Annotated in this window: 14 protein-coding genes; 10 read left to right on the forward strand and 4 right to left on the reverse strand. The window is 60.0% G+C overall.

The window, feature by feature from the left end; genetic code table 11:
* The first annotated feature begins 292 nt into the window (after positions 1-292).
* The 7 genes from ISP19_RS06550 to ISP19_RS06580 all read left to right on the forward strand — a co-directional run bounded on the left by ISP19_RS06550 (position 293) and on the right by ISP19_RS06580 (position 8,791).
* Complete coding sequence (locus ISP19_RS06550) at positions 293-3,874, forward strand: chemotaxis protein CheB (RefSeq protein WP_204680551.1); 3,582 nt, start codon at positions 293-295, stop codon at positions 3,872-3,874.
* On the forward strand, positions 3,871-4,236 hold the full coding sequence (locus tag ISP19_RS06555) for a response regulator (protein WP_275577108.1): 366 nt from the start codon (positions 3,871-3,873) through the stop codon (positions 4,234-4,236). Before ISP19_RS06550 ends, ISP19_RS06555 begins: the two co-directional genes overlap by 4 nt.
* A 178-nt stretch (positions 4,237-4,414) precedes the next feature.
* Positions 4,415-6,298, forward strand: coding sequence for a CocE/NonD family hydrolase (locus ISP19_RS06560; protein ID WP_204680553.1), 1,884 nt, complete (start codon positions 4,415-4,417; stop codon positions 6,296-6,298).
* A gap of 104 nt (positions 6,299-6,402) precedes the next feature.
* Entirely contained in the window at positions 6,403-6,675 is a 273-nt protein-coding gene (locus ISP19_RS06565) for a hypothetical protein (RefSeq protein ID WP_204680554.1), read from the forward strand.
* Between the two features lie 229 nt (positions 6,676-6,904).
* Positions 6,905-7,225, forward strand: a complete 321-nt coding sequence (locus tag ISP19_RS06570; protein ID WP_204680555.1) for a hypothetical protein — start codon at positions 6,905-6,907, stop codon at positions 7,223-7,225.
* A gap of 527 nt (positions 7,226-7,752) precedes the next feature.
* Positions 7,753-8,157, forward strand: coding sequence for a YciI family protein (locus ISP19_RS06575; RefSeq protein ID WP_204680556.1), 405 nt, complete (start codon positions 7,753-7,755; stop codon positions 8,155-8,157).
* A gap of 229 nt (positions 8,158-8,386) precedes the next feature.
* On the forward strand, positions 8,387-8,791 hold the full coding sequence (locus tag ISP19_RS06580; protein ID WP_204680557.1) for a hypothetical protein: 405 nt from the start codon (positions 8,387-8,389) through the stop codon (positions 8,789-8,791).
* Between the two features lie 326 nt (positions 8,792-9,117).
* On the opposite strand, the gene ISP19_RS06585 is transcribed toward ISP19_RS06580, so the two are convergent.
* Both ISP19_RS06585 and ISP19_RS06590 read right to left on the reverse strand, forming a co-directional pair.
* Entirely contained in the window at positions 9,118-9,723 is a 606-nt protein-coding gene (locus ISP19_RS06585) for an FMN-dependent NADH-azoreductase (protein ID WP_204680558.1), read from the reverse strand.
* A gap of 21 nt (positions 9,724-9,744) precedes the next feature.
* Entirely contained in the window at positions 9,745-10,341 is a 597-nt protein-coding gene (locus ISP19_RS06590) for a YceI family protein (protein ID WP_239556586.1), read from the reverse strand.
* Between the two features lie 142 nt (positions 10,342-10,483).
* On the opposite strand from ISP19_RS06590, the gene ISP19_RS06595 reads away from it, so the two are divergent.
* Together ISP19_RS06595 and ISP19_RS06600 are read left to right on the forward strand one after the other, a co-directional pair.
* Positions 10,484-11,410, forward strand: a complete 927-nt coding sequence (locus ISP19_RS06595) for a LysR family transcriptional regulator (protein ID WP_204680559.1) — start codon at positions 10,484-10,486, stop codon at positions 11,408-11,410.
* 145 nt (positions 11,411-11,555) lie between these two features.
* A complete protein-coding gene (locus ISP19_RS06600; protein ID WP_204680560.1) occupies positions 11,556-11,924 on the forward strand; it encodes a YciI family protein in 369 nt (122 codons plus the stop codon).
* A 202-nt stretch (positions 11,925-12,126) separates the two neighbouring features.
* Here ISP19_RS06600 and ISP19_RS06605 read toward each other — a convergent pair whose 3' ends face one another.
* The gene (locus ISP19_RS06605; RefSeq protein ID WP_204680561.1) at positions 12,127-12,570 is read right to left on the reverse strand and encodes a hypothetical protein; all 444 of its coding nucleotides are present in this window, start codon (positions 12,568-12,570) and stop codon (positions 12,127-12,129) included.
* 71 nt (positions 12,571-12,641) lie between these two features.
* The gene (locus ISP19_RS06610) at positions 12,642-14,846 is read right to left on the reverse strand and encodes a toll/interleukin-1 receptor domain-containing protein (RefSeq protein ID WP_204680562.1); all 2,205 of its coding nucleotides are present in this window, start codon (positions 14,844-14,846) and stop codon (positions 12,642-12,644) included.
* Positions 14,847-15,230: 384 nt separating this feature from the next.
* Here ISP19_RS06610 and ISP19_RS06615 point away from each other — a divergent pair, with 384 nt between their 5' ends.
* On the forward strand, positions 15,231-16,910 hold the full coding sequence (locus ISP19_RS06615; protein WP_204680563.1) for a hypothetical protein: 1,680 nt from the start codon (positions 15,231-15,233) through the stop codon (positions 16,908-16,910).
* The last annotated feature ends 653 nt before the right edge of the window (positions 16,911-17,563 follow it).

Raw genomic sequence — 17,563 nt, forward strand, 5'->3', positions numbered from 1 at the left:
CGATGCAGCCGGGAAGGATAGGTGGCGTAAAGCGGAAAACGGTACGCGCCCATCCGGTCATCCCGGGAAGAGCTCGACCGGGTCAGGCGCTGAAGGGGTCAAGGACCGATCCGGCATGGCACCTCGGAGCTTCCAGGAAGCAGCGCCGTGGCTGGCCCATCAAGCCACGGCGCCAGGTGCGCTCTACTGCGGTTACGCTATGGGTCCGGATATTTGAGATTTCACAAAGGCCTCAGTCAATTGGGCTTACCGTCCCTAGTTGCGTCGCAGGCTGCATGTTCAGGATCGCTTGATGACAACGCCGCCATCGCCACCGTTGAATTCACCACAGCAAGGCTCGCCCGATGGAATGGAAGAGCTGCGGTCGGAGATGAACGGCCAGGAAGTCAATGCCCACTCCCCGCTTATCGTCGGCATAGGCGCGTCCGCCGGCGGCCTGGAGGCATTTCGCACCTTCTTTTCCCACATGCCGGCGAGTGACGATTTCGCCTTCGTTCTCATCCAGCACCTGGCGCCTGAGCATGTCAGCGCACTGGCGGACATCGTCAGTCGCAGCACTTCGATGGAGGTGGTGGAAGCTGTCGACGGCCAGCGTGTTTTGGCCAGGCACGTCTATGTGATCCCACCCGACGCGACATTGACCATCGCCGAGGGCGAGTTACAGGTAAGTACGCCAGCGCCTCCGCGGCCGCAGCGCTGGCCCATCAATACCTTCTTTACGTCCCTTGCCGAGGACCAGGGTGACTCGGCGGTGTGCATCGTATTGTCGGGAGCCGGGACCGACGGTGCCCGCGGGTTGCGCGCGGTCAAGGAGCACGGCGGGTTAACGTTGGCCCAGGCGGGCTTTGATCATGCGGCGATGAGCGGCATGCCGGCGAATGCCGCTTCGACCGGGCTGGTGGACGTGGTGCTCTCGGTGGAGGACATGCCCGCTCGACTGCTGGCTTATCGCAAGCAACTGGATGTGACGCGTAAGCAGCAAGACGGGGTTGGCCTTGGGCAGGATATGGGCGACCAGCTCCAGGCGGTGCTGCGATTGCTGCATGCGGAGGTCGGCCACGACTTTGGCCAGTACAAGCGCAGCACGCTCATGCGGCGCATCCAGCGTCGAATGCTGGTATGTCAGACCGAGACGGTAGTCGATTATCTTGCCCGCCTGCGACAGGATCGGCAGGAGCACCAGCACCTTTTTCGGGAAATGCTCATTGGGGTCACCGAGTTTTTCCGTAATCCGTCGACCTTTGACGTGCTGACGGAGAAAGCTATTGCAGCGATGTTGGCCGGCAAGGGCGCGAACGACACCATACGCGTATGGGTTCCCGGTTGCGCTACCGGTGAGGAGGCTTACTCGATCGCGATGCTGTTGCGCGAGGCCATCGGGCCGCATGGCGGACCCAAAGTACAGATTTTCGCGACCGACATCGACGACCGAAGTATCGAAGCAGCGCGTTCGGGGCGCTACCGCGCACCGCTTCAAGGTGTGTCTCCTGAGCGTCAGCAGCGCTGGTTTACCAGGGATGGCGCCGACTTCTGCGTGATCAGGCCCGTGCGTGAGATGTGCATTTTCTCGGTGCACAGCATCATCAAGGATCCACCTTTTTCGCGCCTCGACCTGGTGTCATGTCGAAATTTGCTCATTTATCTCAATGCAGATCTTCAAAGTCGCCTTTTTCATACGTTTCACTATGCACTGAGGCCGGGGGCATTTCTTCTGCTCGGGCCATCCGAAAGCCTCGCGCGAAGTTCAGGGCTGTTCACCGTGGTGGACAAAAAGCACCGCCTCTATGCACGCCGACAAACGAACCTCGCCGATCGAGGAATCTCCTTTCCCATACCAGGGCCTGCCACCGCCCACGCCGCACCGCTATCCATGGCGCACAGAGGCGGCGCCGACGAACGCATCGATCGGGGTGCACGCCGTCTGATGGAAAAATATTCGCCCGCGTATCTCGTGATCAATGCGAATGGGGATATCGAGCGCTTTTCTGGAGATACCGGACGCTACCTTTCACCCAACCCCGGGTCAGCTAGCCTCAACGTGTTCAACCTGCTCAACCAAAGGCTGCGTGAACCTGCGCGCGTCTTGATACGTCAGGCGTTTGACGCCGCCAAGGCAGTGGTTCAAGAAGGCCTCAGCGTGGACATCCACGGTCGGCCTCAGATGCTCCGATTGATCGCGGAGCCGCTTATGAACAGCGATGGGAAGGCTCAATGGTGCGTGCTCGCCTTTGATGAGGCATGGGGCTCGCATTCGACGGTCCATGCGCAGTCAGCCCTGGAGTCGGCGCGGTCGGACGGTGAGTCGCCGAGCAGGCTTGAGCAAGAGGTGGATTTGCTCCGCAGCGAACTGCGCACGACGGTCGAATTGCATCAATCCGTCGTCGAAGAATTGCAGTCGACGAACGAAGAATACCAATCGGTCAATGAGGAATTGCAATCGACCAATGAGGAACTGGAGACCTCCAAGGAGGAGATGCAATCGATCAACGAAGAATTGCATATCGTCAATGCCGAGGCGCAAAGCAAGAATGAAGCACTGACGCGTCTTAACAGCGACCTTCGCAACCTGATGGAAAGCACCCAGATCGCGACCCTGTTTCTGGACCGCGAGATGCGGATTGGCAGCTACACGCCGGCCATGACCGAGCTGTTCCATTTGCGCGAAAGCGATGTAGGCAGACCAATTACCGAGATTTCGGCACGTGTCAACTATCCCGAGTTGAGAAAAGATGTCGCACAGGTGATCCGGCATTTGGGCGTGGTGGAACGAATGCTCTATGGCCAGGACGACGAGCGCACTTATTTGTTGCGTGTGCGTCCGTACAGAACGCTCGATGACGTTATCGATGGTACCGTCTTGACCTTTGTCGACGTGACCGAGAGCCTGCGCCACGAACTCGAACGTGGACAGCTAGCTGCCATCATCGACTCGTCCCGGGATGCGGTCATCGGCTATACGCTGGAAGACATCATCAGTAGCTGGAACAAAAGTGCCGAGCGGACATTTGGCTATTCGGCCCAACAGGCCATCGGCCAGCCGTTATCCATGCTGTTGCCTGCCGACGCGACGAACGAAGCAAAGGCCATCTTTGAGTCCCGGGATCCCGGTGCACGCCCTGACAAATTTGAGGCCACCTGGCGGACCCAAGGTGGACAAACCATTCCCGTCTCTGTTGCAAATTCTCCGGTCCGTAATTCTGTCGGAAGCGTGATTGCCGGTTCACTGATTGCTCGGGATATTAGTGAGCGCAGGGATGCCGAAAGGCACGCCCGCATGATGCTCGGTGAACTCAACCATCGGGTCAAAAACACGCTGGCCAGTGTCCAGGCCATTGCGCTGCAGACGCTGACGTCGTCGCCAAGCCTGGAGGAATTTAAAGCCAACTTTCTCGCGCGCCTGAAGGCGCTCTCTCAGACGCATAATTTGCTGGCCAAGGAGGCGTGGGACGGGGTGCGCCTGGCGACGCTGGTGCGTGGGGAACTGGCGCCCTATCAAGACGAACAGCGTACCTCTCGCGTACGTCTTCATGGCGAGGACCTGAAACTGTCGCCGAGGATTGCGCTCGCTTTAAGCATGGCGCTCCACGAATTGACCACCAATGCCATGAAATACGGCGCGCTGTCGGATACTCAAGGCACGGTCGACATCAGTTGGGAGGTTCATTTGGTCGATCAACGCTCCTGGCTCCATTTCTCCTGGCTGGAGAGCGGTGGGCCTGAAGTGGTTACGCCAACGACGCATGGCTTTGGTACGCGCCTCATTACCGGAGGCCTGGCCTATGAGCTGGACGGTGAAGCGACATTGGAGTTCTTGCCGACGGGCGTCCGGTGCACGATTACTATCCCGTTGAGCGAATTGGACCCCGACACATGAATTCGCGGACGGAACCACCATGCATTCTTGTCGCCGAGGACGAGATGCTGGTCGCGATGTTGTTGAAAGACACGCTGGAAGACGCGGGTTGTCGTGCCGTGATGGCTGCGCGTCTGGCGAAGGGGCTTGAGATAGCCACTTTCCAAACGATTGACGCGGCGATACTCGACATTAATCTGGCCGGCCAACCCAGCTTTCCATTGGCGGACGTCTTGCAAGAGCGAGGCGTGCCTTTTGTGTTTGCCTCCGGCTATGGCGAGAGTGGGGTGCCGGATGCCTATCGTCATGTTCCCGTCTTGCAAAAGCCCTATGACATGGCGGAAATCCAAGCCTTCATCACTACGTTGCTCAAAGAAAATTGATAGCAGAGCACGGCAAAAAGAGCCAAGAGGTATCCCCATGTTTTCCACGCCGTCATTCCGCTTTCCCGGGAATGACGGCGTGGAACCGTGGAAATGACGGCTCGGAGGACGCCGTCTGGCACTTGCATTCCTTCGGACTTGTCCGCTACTTAACCATGCTTTTGCGGGAGTTTTTGCCATGCTGTTCGCCGTAACCCTCGCCATGCTGCTCGCCGGCCAGTCCGTCACCCCGGTGACGCCGGACATGATCCAGCAAGGCAGCGACATACCCAAGGCATGGAACCCGCCCAAAGACCAATGGAACTACATCCGTCGCGAAGTGATGATTCCGATGCGCGATGGCGTGAAGCTGCACACCGTCATCGTGATCCCGAAGGGCGCGAAGAATCTTCCCATGCTGTTCGAGCGCGGGCCGTACGACGCCACGTTCGACGTCAAGCCCAGCGTGCCTATCCTGCGCGACGCCGTGTGGAGCGCGCTGCGCGAATGGGTCGACGACGGTTACATCTTTGTCTCGCAGGATGTTCGCGGCAAGTACGCCTCGCAAGGCGACTATGTGATGACGCGCCCACCGCGCGGCCCGCTCAATCCCAGCAATACCGATGACACCACGGATGCCTACGACACCATCGCCTGGCTGGCGAAGAACGTGCCCGAATCCAACGGCAAGGTGGGCATGATCGGATCGTCTTACGACGGCTGGACAGTAGCGATGGCCTTGCTCGGCCCGAACCCCGCGCTGAAAGTCGCGGCGCCGGAAAGCCCCATGGTCGATGGCTGGCGCGGCGACGACTGGTTCCACAATGGCGCGTTCCGCCAGGGCAATCTCGATTACTTCACCGAGCAAAGTACCGTGGCCGGCGCTGCCAATCCGGTACCGCGCCTGGGCTACGACGACTACCAGACCTACCTGGATGGCGGTGCTGCCGGCGTCTACGCCAACGCGCACGGCTTCCAGCAATTGCCATTCTGGAACCGTCTCTCGGCGCACCCCGCCTATGACGCGTTCTGGCAATTGCAGGCCATCGATAAACTGGAGGTAGCCCATCCGTCGCATGTGCCGACCATGTGGCTGCAAGGTCTATGGGATCAGGAAGACATCTACGGCGCCGTGCATACCTTCGAAGCGCTGGACAAGGCGGGCGACAAAGACAACAACCATCTGGTGATGGGGCCGTGGTACCACAGCCAGATCAACCGCGAGGGGCGATCACTGGGTCCGCTGCTATGGCCCGGAGACACCACCGCTGACTTCCGCAAGAACGTGCTGATTCCGTTCTTCGACCAATACCTGAAGGATGAAAAACCCGCGCATCCGCTCCCGCGCGTGATGGTCTACAACCCGGCGGAAAAACACTGGGAATCCTTCTCTGACTGGCCGGCCGTGCGACAACTCACGCCGCTGTATCTGGCGGCGGATCATCAACTGAGTTTCGCTCAACCGGCAGCCGGCGAAGACAGCTATGTTTCCGATCCCGCCAAGCCGATACCGTTTGTGCCGCAACCGATCCGCTTCGACGATCGCGCGCAGTGGACCACCTGGCTGGTACAGGATCAGCGCTTCGCGGCCAGCCGCCCGGACGTGATCAGCTTCGAAACCGCTCCGCTGGATCATGCCGTGAGCGTGCAGGGCGATCCGGTCGCGGACGTGTTCGCGAAAATCACCGGCAGTGACGTCGACTTCGTGGTGAAGATCATCGACGTCTACCCGCCTTCCTTCGCCGAACAGCCGGAGATGGGCGGTTACGAGTTGCCGATCAGCATGGACATTTTTCGCGGCCGCTATCGCAAGGATCTCGCCGTGCCGTCAGCCGTGCCTTCGAACGAAGTGCAGGAATACAAATTCGGCCTGCCGTCGGTCAACTACGTCTTCCAGCCGGGCCATCGCATCATGGTGCAGATCCAGTCCACCTGGTTCCCGGTCTACGACCGCAATCCGCAAACCTATGTCCCGAATATTTTCTTCGCCAAGCCGGAGGATTACCGGGCGGAGACGATCAGCGTAATGCATGGTGCGGATGGGGAGAGTGCGGTGTTGTTGCCGGTGTCGGAGAGTCGGTAAGGCTGGGCTGGTGTCGGACTTTGAAGTGCCGCTGGGCTCATCCACGGCACTGTTTTGTCGGTAGTTGGTGTCTGCTTCCGGAGCGAGCCTGAGAGGGGCAAGGGATGAACTTGGGTCAGATAAACACGCTGGAGTGCCGCAGATTTGAAGCAAGGCTCGCATCATTGGCGTCGGGCTTCTTTGCGCGGTACTCGATAACGCCAGTGGGAGACCCTTGCTATTACGGTGTCGATCCGAAAGGTGGCGGTCGTTTATTTCTCGCTTTTTTTCAGGGTGAAGGATTCCTGTTGAAGATCCGAACTGTCGATGGTGCCGCAGACGTCCTCATCGGGCCGATGGGTGCGCCACTGGAATGGCAGGACGATGGTTGGCTCTGACCCACACAGTTGGCCAGAGTGGCTATGCAGAAAGCGCCAGAGATGGATGAACTAATCTCGCTCAGAGACAAGCTGAAAGGTGTTGGCTGGGTTTAGGGGCGACGAAACTGCAGCAGAATAAGCAGACCGATAACGGTATCGTTTAATCCACGACACATGGCACATGCCGGCTTCAGGGGCATACTTCAACAACGATCCGGCAGTTACCAGCTCATGGGGAGAGGCAGGTATGTCATTCGGATGGACAGTGCTGGGCACGATCACCCAGCTGGTGTTGGCGTACTTCCTGTTTATGGTTGTCGTTTTTTCCGCAGGCGGCATCGCCAATGCCGCGCCGCTCGGAAAGCTTCACTTGGGCATACTGAACTTTTCCATGTATTTGCTGCCCGCCCTCTGCGTATTGAGTGCCGTCGTCGTGATGTATCTGCAACGGCATGGCGGCAGCGTCAAGTCGTACTGGTGGTATGCCCTGCCACTGGCGGCTACCGGGTTGTACCTTGTCTACGCCATCGCCCTGGTTCAGATTTATGCAACGCGTAGCTCCAGCTGATTCTTCCGCCAAAGGTTTGCACGTTGTTGCCGGGGAATCACAGCAATGCTCTCTGTCACTGAGATATCCACCCGCTATTCTCGACGCTATTCCCACGCGTCCTCGCTCGCTTCCCATCTCTCCGCCGTCACTCCCGCGAGGCGCTTCACAACAGCGAAGCTGGTCAAGCGGGAGCCCATTTTGCTCTTGCTCTTAAAGCAACATGGATCCCCGCTTGACCAGCTTCGCTGTTGTGAAGCGCCTCGCGGGGATGACGGCGAGGAGGTGCGGGAGTAACGGCAAGGAGGTGCGGGAATGGCGTCCGGGAAAACGTGGGGAGACCTCAGTCTCTGTCCGCTTTCAAGCGCGAAATCCGCCGCCAAGCCTTGCGCCCCAACGGTTGGAAAATGCGCGGAGTCGTGTCGATTCCCGAAAACCCCGTTCGTCGTTCCAATGTGGGGCCGATAATCGGATGTGCCTGCACGTCCATGCGGTAGTCAGGCCCCAGGAACCATGAAGACAAACGACTGGCGCCATCGGGAGAATCCATGAACGACTTGACCTCGCTATCGGAGTACCTCGTCATCTCTCGCGGGCAGTGGAGCAAAGACAGAACGCGCGAGGAAATACAGAGGGCGATCGACGACTTCTACCGCTGGCATGACCGCCTCGTCAGCCAAGGGGTGATGAAGTCGGGACAGCGGCTCGCGCGCGAGGCAAAGATTGTCTCAAGCAGCGGCGTGACCGATGGCCCCTTTGCCGAAGGCAAAGAGGTGGTGGGTGGCTACTGGTTCTTCCTGGCTGGCAGCCTGGCCGAAGCTGCCGCACTTGCCGCGCAGAATCCTTGCCTGGCCTGCGGCTTGACCTACGAGGTTCGACCCATTGAAGAGGAACGGGCCAGCGCATTCAAGTTGAGCAGTGAAATGCCTGAGAATTTCGGTGATGGAAAATGACGCACAGGGAAAATCATCACGCGCAGCTGCTGCAGCCTGGGCCGAGTGAGGCCTCTCATGTCAGACATTGGCCGGTTGAAATCGCAAGCCAGCGTGGACACTGAAAGACAGGCAGTTGGCCGCAAAAAAATACGAGGACGGTGTTCGGATCTACTTGTCCGCGATGAAAATATTCTGCAACCTTTTTTATCTAAGTTTGCCGGATACCCGCGGAGTAAATGGAAAGACTATGAAACAGCTATGGATGATCCTCGTCTTGTTTGCACTCGGGCCGGGCGCGGCGAGCGCTGCATCGATTTACACAGTGCATGTGCAAGGTAGTACGCAGCCATATATTTGCGTGGCTTGTGATCTAAGTACCCCTATTCCGGATCCAAAGACGCGCGAAACGCTTAATGCATGGAAAGAAGGCAAAGCACCGTTTGCCGACAGCGCAACACATCGCGGAATCGTTCGTTCGCTAAGCTCCGGAGATACGGTTGCCCTTTGCAATGGGTGCGGTTGCGCAACCTATGTGGTGCAAGAAGAGGGGCTTTGGGCCGAGGGCACATTCCAGGCGAGGCGAACATATCCAGCAAGCGCTTCGTCGGCCACCTCAAAGAACCCTTCCAATGCTTCAAAAGCCACCGGTTAAAAAGTAAACCCGCCGTAGTCACTCCATCGCGGTTACCCGGAATCAGGTAGAGCTGGTTCTTCGGACCAGTCACGCCCGCAACCCAGAGCGGACATGACTTTCCTCCGCCCCCATTTGCATCGCGCGCGGGGAATGGGTATCCACAGGGGCGGCTCGAACCACCAGCATTTTGCTGATGGCTAGTCCACGACCAATCCCTTAATGTGCCCCTGCAGCGCACGCACAACGGCGCCGCCTTGCTGACCGGTTGCGCCGACGACGGCGATGAGTTTCGGGGTGTTCGACATGGTTGCTCTCCAGCGAGTATTTTTTCGGGCGGCGCTAGCTCACGCGGTAAGTGCGGCGCTCTCATTCTTCGCCGAGGCGATGGCCACGCTGCGTGCCTCCGGACTCATCGCCACACCTTCAGCACGAATGAAGGTGATATCCGTGATACCCAGTAGGCTGAAGGCCACCTTCAGATAGGTTTCCTGATGGTCGTAGAGGGCGGCGGGCGAGCCTTCGCTGTAGATGCCGCCGCGTGACGAGGCGATGACCAGCTTCTTGCCGCCGCACAGTCCGACCGGGCCGTGTTCGCTGTAGCTGAACGTTTTGCCGGCGACGGAGATGCGGTCGATCCATGCCTTCAGTTGAGAGGGGATGCCGAGGTTGTACATCGGCGCGCCGATCACCACGATGTCGGCGGCGAGGAACTCCTCGAGCGCAAGCTGGCCCAGGGCAAGGTCGGACTTCAATGCTTCGTCGACCGAAGCCCCTTGCGCGGCATCGAGGTGTGCTGCCGTCAGATGGCCGATCGGTGTGGCGGCGAGGTCGAGACGAGTGACCGCGAGGTCGGCATGGCGGCTTCGGAAGCTCGCGACGACATCCGCGGATAAATCACGGCTGACGGAACCTTGCCCGAGGATGCTGGAATCTATGTGTAGCAGTTTCATGAGTCTTGTCTCCGAACGGAATTATTGTTTGAGTGCTTCGGCTGAAATGAGCAGCTTGGTCTTCATGCTGAAGCCGTATGCGCTGCCATAGTCGACGCCGAAATCGCTACGATCGAATTCGCCGGCCGCGTCGACGCCGCACACTTCGCGCTTGAGCATCGGATGCGGCATGCACTTGAACGAGTTGATCGTCAGTGTCAGCGGCTTGGTCACACCGTGCATCGTCAGATTGCCGACGACAGCGACCGGCTTGTCGCCCTCGAACTTGATCGTGCCCTTGTAGGTCGCCTCGGGAAACTTCGACGCATCGAAGAACTGATTCGATTGCAGCGCCTGATCGAGCTTCGCGTTGCCGGTGTGGACCGACGCAATGTCCGTGGTCACTTCCACGGTGCCCGTCCTCGCCGCGCGATCGAGGGTCACGGTGCCCTGCGAGGTGTCGAACTTGCCGCGCCAGACCGACAGGCCGCCGAAGTGGTCGGCTTCGAAGCTCGGGTAGGTATGCGTCGGATCAAGCTGGTACGTCGACACACCGGCGAATGCCGAAAACGACAGCGCGGCGGCCAGTGCGCCGGTCGCGATCATCAGATGCTTCTTCAAATCGATCTCCTTGTTCATGGGATGCCCCCGGAATTTGAATTGCCATGCCGGCGGCCAGGAAACGGCCGTCCACTGCGCGGCAATACAAATCTGGGGCTTGCCGGCGTTTCCCACTAGATGGAAAAATAGGAATGGTTTAATCCATTTTTGGAGAAATCGAGTGATCGACCTGAATGATTTGGCGATGTTCGTCCAGGTCGTTCGCGCTGGCAGCTTCTCCGAGGCGGCGCGGCGTCTGCGGATGCCCGCCAATACGCTGAGCCGGCGCATCGACCAACTCGAAGGGCAGCTCGGCACACGCCTGCTGCATCGCTCGACACGCAAACTCGCGCCGAGCGCGGAAGGTCAGGCGCTGTTCGAGCGCTATGCGCCGGCGCTTGACCAGATCCTTGAGATCGGGCGGCTCCATGCAGATGCGCAGGCACCGTCCGGCTCGGTTCGCGTGACCGCGATGGCCGGCCTGTTTGAATTCCTCGGCATGGAATGGCTGGCCGAGTTCTACACGCGCTATCCGCACATCAGCATCGACTTCCTGCTCGACGATGCGCCGACCGATCTGATCGCCGAGCGTATCGATCTCGCCTTGCGCATGGGCGTCGAGACCAGCAGCAGCTTCAAGGTGCGCCGGCTGGCACCGAGTTCCATGATCCTCACGGCGAGTCCGGTCTATCTGGAGCGGCGCCCCGCCCCGCGCACACTGCGCGAGCTGGCCGAACACGACTGCTTGACGATCTCCAACCGCCATGGGCGCAACATGTGGCGCCTGCAAGGCCCTCGCGGTAGTCAGGAGGTGTCGGTCAACAGCCGGTTTGCGGTCAACGACATGCGCGTGCTGATGGAGGCTTGCCGGGCGGGGCTCGGTATCGCACTGCTGCCGCAGTTGTTGGCCGAGCCACTCATCGCGCAGGGGCAACTCGCGCGCGTGCTCTCCGCCTATCGGCGCGCAAGCACAGGGCTCGCCATGCAGCTCGTATACACGAGCCGTCCACCGGTGCCACCCGCGGTAGCGGTCTTCGCCGATTTTCTATTCGAGAAACTGAGCGACGTGATGACAAGCCTTCCACTGGGCCATGCCAACCGACCATAGGTCGAGTCCTTCACCTTGCCCAAGACGGATCGAGGGTAGGCTTCAGCTGCTTTGCGTAGGCGGCGAGGCCATGTCGATTACCGAAAATCCCGTTCGTCGTTCTAACGCGGGCCAATGAGGCCCGCCTGATTCAAGGAGACAGGCAATGCGTGCGATCGTGTTGGTGAAGGCGACTGAGGAAAGCGAAAAGGGCACTGTCGCGCCGGAGTGGACGGCCGAGATGATGCAGGCCATGGGCAAGTTCAACGACGAGCTGAGCAAGGCCGGCGTGCTGGTGATGGCCGAAGGCCTTACGCCCAGTGCGCAGGGCAAGCGTGTCGGGTTCAAGGGTACTGGCCGCGCGGTGATCGACGGACCCTTTGCCGAGACCCGCGAGCTGGTCGCCGGCTTCTGGATCTGGAACGTCAAGGACATGGATGAGGCCGTCGCCTGGGTGAAGCGCTGCCCCAATCCCATGCCGGGGCCGAGCGAGATCGAGATTCGGCCGATTTACGAGATGGCTGATTGGCCTTGAGAGGAAAAAGCTTGGAGCACTTTCCCCATGGGCGAAAAGTATTCTGACTATGAGGCACTCTCATGTGCTCAGTGGGTCGTCCCGGCGCAATAGAGATGCCCGCGCCGAACGCCCGCCTCGTACCGCGTATCGGCAAAGGCTGCGCCCATACATACTGCCGCCACGTGTTACGGCAGTATGTTCAAGCCCATCGTGATCGACGTCAGGTGTTCTTGATGGATGGGTTAGGGTCCTCCATCCCCCTTCCGCAACTGAAGGTCAGCGGCACGCCATAAACCTTGTCACCAAAGCGCGCAAACAGCTGGTAATGCCAGATGCCTTCGCTGCTCTTGTCATGGTGATGGTTTTGCAGGCTGAGCGTTTTGCCCTGGTGGCGAAGCTGCCGGAAGACCTTTGCATCAGGCTGCCGGGCCAGCCAGACGAAGCCTGGATTTTGTGCATCATCCAGTGCACAGAACTCGCCGCCGCTGGCGTTGCCGATAAGCGTCCAGCTGATCGTATGGGGCTCGCCGTCGCTGGGAATCTTTTCGAACACGTGGTGATGCTTTCCGCCGTTGATGATCAGCAGGTTGTCGTCCCATCCGTCACCCGGTTCGCGGTAAAGCTCTACGCTCATCTCGATGTTCTTGGGGTTGCCGTGCTTCATGGAGAACTCCCGTGTCTAGCAGTTATGGGTTCCGTAGCTGGTCGTGCGTCCCTGTGTTCGACTGAGCCAAGTCAGCTCGAAGAATGATTCGTTTGGTTTTGCGCCAGCATTTGCTTCTGAAAAGCCGCATTGATCGGATACGTCCAGTGCCCGCGCCGCATCACCGCCAACCACTCCGCGTCGCGATAACCACAGTTCCAGAGTTCTTTCATCAAGGGGTGCGCCTTCGCGGTATCGCCAAGCGCCAATAGTGCCTGCGCTTCCATCGCCAGCAAGCGCGGATCGCCTTGGCCGCTGGGCTGCGCCTGTGCGATTGCCACCACACCCAATCGCCATTGCCTGGCTGCATCGGCATCGGTGCTTGTTGCGGCCAGCAGCAATTGCGCCGCCATGCTATCCAGCACGATCGACCGCTCATGCGGCTGCCTGGCCAGCAGGGGTTTGAGTGCATCTGCCGCCATCTGCGCCTGCGTGTACGCGTCTTGCACGTGCCCTGATGCGAGCGATTCTGCTGACTGCTCTGTCAGCACCTCGCCATGCAGTCGTTGCAGCACCGTATCCGTGGGGCTTTGTTTCACCAGCATGGTGACGATGGCGAGTGATTGCGCGGTGAGCACTTTTGCCGAAACCAGGTCGCCATTGAGGCGCTTGAGCCGTGCCAGCTGCGAGGCGTAGCGGGCCAGTACCTGCTGGAAGTCGCCGTTGTCCGGGTTGTTCTTGACCAGGTCCTGCGCCGTGTCCACCACCTGCTGCATGCGTTGCATGCCCGCGTCGTCGGCGCCGGCCAGCGCGAGCGTGCGGCCGAGAATGGCTTGCACGGTGAGCGCGGCTTCACGCTGGCTAAGGTCGCCGGGATGCTGTGAAGCCAGCGCCGATTCGATCGTGTTATCGGATGCGTACTCGGCCAGCGCGTTGACCAGATCACCGCGGAGCAGGGCGAGCTTGCCCAGATTGTTGTGCGCGCCGCCCAACTCGACTTGCCAGTCCGCACGATTCGGTTGTGCGGCCACCAGCTTGCCGGACAAATCCAATGCGCTGGTGTAAGGCGCACGTGCTTGATCGAGCTGGCCGCGTGCTTCCAGTACATGGCCGATGTCGTTGTCGAGCATTTCAAGCTCGAATTGCAAGTCGAGATTCTGCTGCGCATACGGCTCGGCCTTCAGCAGCACGCCACGCGCTTTTTCGAAAGCATCCTGCGCCAGATCGAGCTGGCCTTGCAGCCAATGCGTCATGCCGATAAATGTCAGGATGCGCGCCCACTGCAATTGCCGCGCCGCATCGTGCGGTGCTTCGATCGCCAGGGATGAAGCAAGCGTGGATGCCGCCTGGTACGAAGCAATCGCCTCGGCCAGATGCCCTTGCTCCTGGCGCACCGATCCGATCTTTTCCAACACCTTGGCGCGCTGCGCGAGCACCTGGTCGGTGACGTCGGTGGTTGGCATCGACGTGAAGTACATCATCGCCTTGTCGTCGACATCCTCAATGATGTCCAGCCGCTCGGCCTGGTGCAGCTTGTCGTTGAGATCCCCCAGCATGAAGTCGACCAGGTCTTCGGCCTGCCGTTGGCGGCGTTCGGCATCGGCGCGCGCCACCACGGCAGCGTGGCGTGCATGCATCGCCACGATCGCCAGCGACGCGGTAACGGCGGCGATCGTCAACGCCATCGCCGTAATCACACTCAGCCGCCGATTGCGCCGCTGCAGCTCGCGCTGCTTCAGACTGTCGAAGCTGAGGTCGAGCATGCCCGCAATCAATTTCAGCTTGGCGTTGCGCGGGCCATCCTTGCCGGCCCTGGCATCGGCGGCGATCGGTTCCGCCGGTACTTGCGTCAGCCCTCCTTGCGCGTCGAGCTGGAAACGCAGCGCGGGAACAAAACACTCCTGCTCCTGCACCCCCGCGCCCGGTTCGCCATCCGCGATCAGGCAGAAAATGCGCTCGCTGCGTCCAAGCCGCTTGTACGCGAGCACTTCCTCCTGCACCCACTTCGATGCCGCCGAAAACGGCGAGCAGATGACGATGAGGTTGGCCGATTGCGCGAGCGCCTCACGCACCTTGGCCCCCAGGTCAGTGGCGCTGGCCAGTTCATCACGGTCGCGGAAGATGGGGGCCAGTCGGCGCGGTGTGACTCCTGCGGCGGTCTGTTTGCCGACCAGCCGCGCCGGCACGCGATAGGTCTCCAGCGCCTTATGCAGCCAGGCCGCCCAGGATGCATCCCGGTGGCTATAACTAATGAATGCGCGATACCGGTAGTCCGGCACCGCCGGGGGCTGCCTCATGACGCCTTGCACTCCAGGAAAAGGCGCAGCCCTCCTGGCCGGGAATGTCACGGGAGAGCGGGTCCCTAGCCCGGCTCTCGGCACCGCGTGAGCCTAGCACTAACTGTGATCCAGTTCACATTTTGGTGCTAGGCTGGCCCGGGCCTGATTGGAAGCAACGGCATGGCTGGACTGGGGTTGGCACTCGCTTGATTCCACGGGGCCGCATTACCCTCGCCGTCATTCCCGCTTGCGCGGGAATGACGGCCGAGAAGAATAGGGCTGACAGCAAGGAAGCGCGCGAATGAAGGCGAGGGCGCACGAGAACGACGGCACTCAACGCTAAGCCGTTTAGGGTGAACATCCTCCAAGGCCTTTTCGATTCCGACTTGCGCAGAGGCAGCCATGACACCCTTGGTTATCGGCGTCACGAGTCACCGCAACATCGCCGCCTCAGAAATCGAGCCGATCCGCGAACGTGTTCGCGCCTTTCTGGCGCAGCTCAAAAGCGAGTTCCCGTCCTTGCCGCTGGTTGTGGTCTCGTCACTGGCCGAGGGTGGGGATCAGCTCTTCGCAACCGAAGCCTTGGCGGCCGGCGCCCGGCTGGTGGTGCCGCTTCCGCTGCCGCGCGAGATGTACATCGAAGACTTCGCCGATCCTTCGGTTCGCGCTCAGTTCGAAGCCTTGTTCCAACAAGCCGACGTGATCCGCCTGCCATTGCTGAAGAGTCAATCGCGCGAAGAACTCGCCGTGCACGGCGAAGCGCGCAACCGCCAATACGCAAAAGCGGGCGTCTTCATCGCCAGCCATGCGCATATCCTCGTCACCATCTGGGACGGCAAAGACTCCGGCCGTCTCGGCGGCACCGGCCAGATCGTCAAGTACTACCTGCACGGTTCACTCCCCGGCATCACCGAACGTCCACGCCAGGCGCGGCACATCCTCAGTGGCGGTGACGAACATCTGCTCTATCACATCGTCTGCTCGCGCGAAGGCGAAGGCTGTTCGGTTGCCGAAGGGCTGACACCATTACGAACCCACTGGCGCACCGGCGACGAGGTATCGCTGGACAGCCGCATGCCGGAAGAATTCGCGCTGATGATCCGGCACATGGTCGAATTCAATGACGATTGCACCCGGCACGCCGCCGAGATCAAAGCGGCGAATGCCGATGCGGCGTCCGACATGGACGCAACGGATAACGTCGAGCGCCTGTTTCGATCCGCCGACTGGCTGGCGCTGCACTTCCAGAAGCGCGTCCTGCTCGCCCTGCGCATCACCTTCACGGTGGCAGCGCTGATGGGCATTTCGTTTACCTTCTACGCCCACCTCGCCCAGCAGGACAACATGATCTACTTCTTCCTGCTGCTGTTCGCCTGCGGCGGCATGGTCGCGGCGATTGCCGGCCGCCGCGAATGGCATCGCAAATACCTGGACTACCGTGCCCTGGCCGAAGGCCTGCGCATCCAGCTCTACTGGCGCCGCGCCGGCATCCTGAAAGAGACCGATCACGAATTCGCCCACGACAACTTCCTGCAAAAGCAAAACATCGAACTGGGCTGGATTCGCAACGTGATGCGCGCCGTGGTCCTGCAACCACCCAGAAAGCCCGAACCCGATGCGCTCACCCGCGTCATCAGCGAATGGGTCGGCGAATCGGGTCGATCAGGACAGCTCCACTACTTCGAGCGCAAGACCGAAGAGAGCGCGGGCCTGCATCACCTCACGGAAATAGTCGGCTCCGTCAGCCTCTGGGTCGGCATCACCATCAGCGTGTTCCTGGCCATCTTCGCGCTCAAGCTTCCGGAAACCACCAAGACCACGCTGGTGATGATCATGGCCTTTTTCTCCATCATCGCCGCCGTTCGCGAAGCCTATGCGTATCGCAAAGCCGACAAGGAACTGATTCGGCAATACCGCTTCATGCAGCGCATCTTCGCCGGCGCGCGTGCCGCACTTGATCGCACTGATGATCCCGCTGAAAAGCGCGGCATTCTCCGTTCATTAGGCGATGCTGCGCTGACCGAACATGCGGAATGGACGCTTATGCGACGGGATCGGCAGGTGGAGCACAGTAAGTTCTAAGTGTACGGCGTGCAGCTGCCACGCCACGGAAACCGACGCCCCCACATTTTTCCGTACGTCATCCCCGCGAGGTGCCTCACAACAGCAAAGCTGGTCAAGCGGGGATCCATTTTGCTCTTGCTCTTAAAGCAACATGGATCCCCGCCTTCGCGGGGATGACGGCCATGCGAGAGGTACATACGCCCAGCTACGTATCGATCCGAACAACCGCCGTCGGCGCTTCGCAATGCGGAAAGTGGACTACACCATCCAGAACGATGCGTTCATAGCCGCCAAGAGAAGAGTTGTCCTCACAATGCTGTCAGCTCCCGCCTCACCGGATGGGCCGGCGCATGGCGTCACGCCTTACATCTTCATCGACGTCGCTAGCGACCGATGGAGCACAGCAAATGTCATCAAAATCCTACATGACACCTGTGACCGCACTCGATAAAGTGGCCGGGCCATCGATGCAGTTCGCGAAACAGCCAACACCGATGGCCCAGGCAGCAATGTTTGGAGAGACGCGAGTCGTGAGAGTTAGAGGCTCCCACGACCCGCTAAACCACAACCAACTTACTAGGAGTTGACCATGGTCTCCCAAGATCATACGGCACCGCCGTGCCCTCCGGATCGCAACGATCCAACACCGGTACCCACCTTAAACCTCGACG

The organism is Dyella flava, from assembly GCF_016904955.1.
GTDB classification, from domain to species: Bacteria; Pseudomonadota; Gammaproteobacteria; order Xanthomonadales; family Rhodanobacteraceae; genus Dyella_B; species Dyella_B flava.

Bases quoted from the DNA above. Each gene is read 5' to 3' on its own strand.
- ISP19_RS06550 (WP_204680551.1), top strand. From the start codon at position 293: ATGACAACGCCGCCATCGCCACCGTTGAATTCACCACAGCAAGGCTCG.
- ISP19_RS06555 (WP_275577108.1), top strand. From the start codon at position 3,871: ATGAATTCGCGGACGGAACCACCATGCATTCTTGTCGCCGAGGACGAG.
- ISP19_RS06560 (WP_204680553.1), top strand. From the start codon at position 4,415: ATGCTGTTCGCCGTAACCCTCGCCATGCTGCTCGCCGGCCAGTCCGTC.
- ISP19_RS06565 (WP_204680554.1), top strand. From the start codon at position 6,403: ATGAACTTGGGTCAGATAAACACGCTGGAGTGCCGCAGATTTGAAGCA.
- ISP19_RS06570 (WP_204680555.1), top strand. From the start codon at position 6,905: ATGTCATTCGGATGGACAGTGCTGGGCACGATCACCCAGCTGGTGTTG.
- ISP19_RS06575 (WP_204680556.1), top strand. From the start codon at position 7,753: ATGAACGACTTGACCTCGCTATCGGAGTACCTCGTCATCTCTCGCGGG.
- ISP19_RS06580 (WP_204680557.1), top strand. From the start codon at position 8,387: ATGAAACAGCTATGGATGATCCTCGTCTTGTTTGCACTCGGGCCGGGC.
- ISP19_RS06585 (WP_204680558.1), bottom strand. From the start codon at position 9,723: ATGAAACTGCTACACATAGATTCCAGCATCCTCGGGCAAGGTTCCGTC.
- ISP19_RS06590 (WP_239556586.1), bottom strand. From the start codon at position 10,341: ATGAACAAGGAGATCGATTTGAAGAAGCATCTGATGATCGCGACCGGC.
- ISP19_RS06600 (WP_204680560.1), top strand. From the start codon at position 11,556: ATGCGTGCGATCGTGTTGGTGAAGGCGACTGAGGAAAGCGAAAAGGGC.
- ISP19_RS06605 (WP_204680561.1), bottom strand. From the start codon at position 12,570: ATGAAGCACGGCAACCCCAAGAACATCGAGATGAGCGTAGAGCTTTAC.
- ISP19_RS06610 (WP_204680562.1), bottom strand. From the start codon at position 14,846: ATGAGGCAGCCCCCGGCGGTGCCGGACTACCGGTATCGCGCATTCATT.
- ISP19_RS06615 (WP_204680563.1), top strand. From the start codon at position 15,231: ATGACACCCTTGGTTATCGGCGTCACGAGTCACCGCAACATCGCCGCC.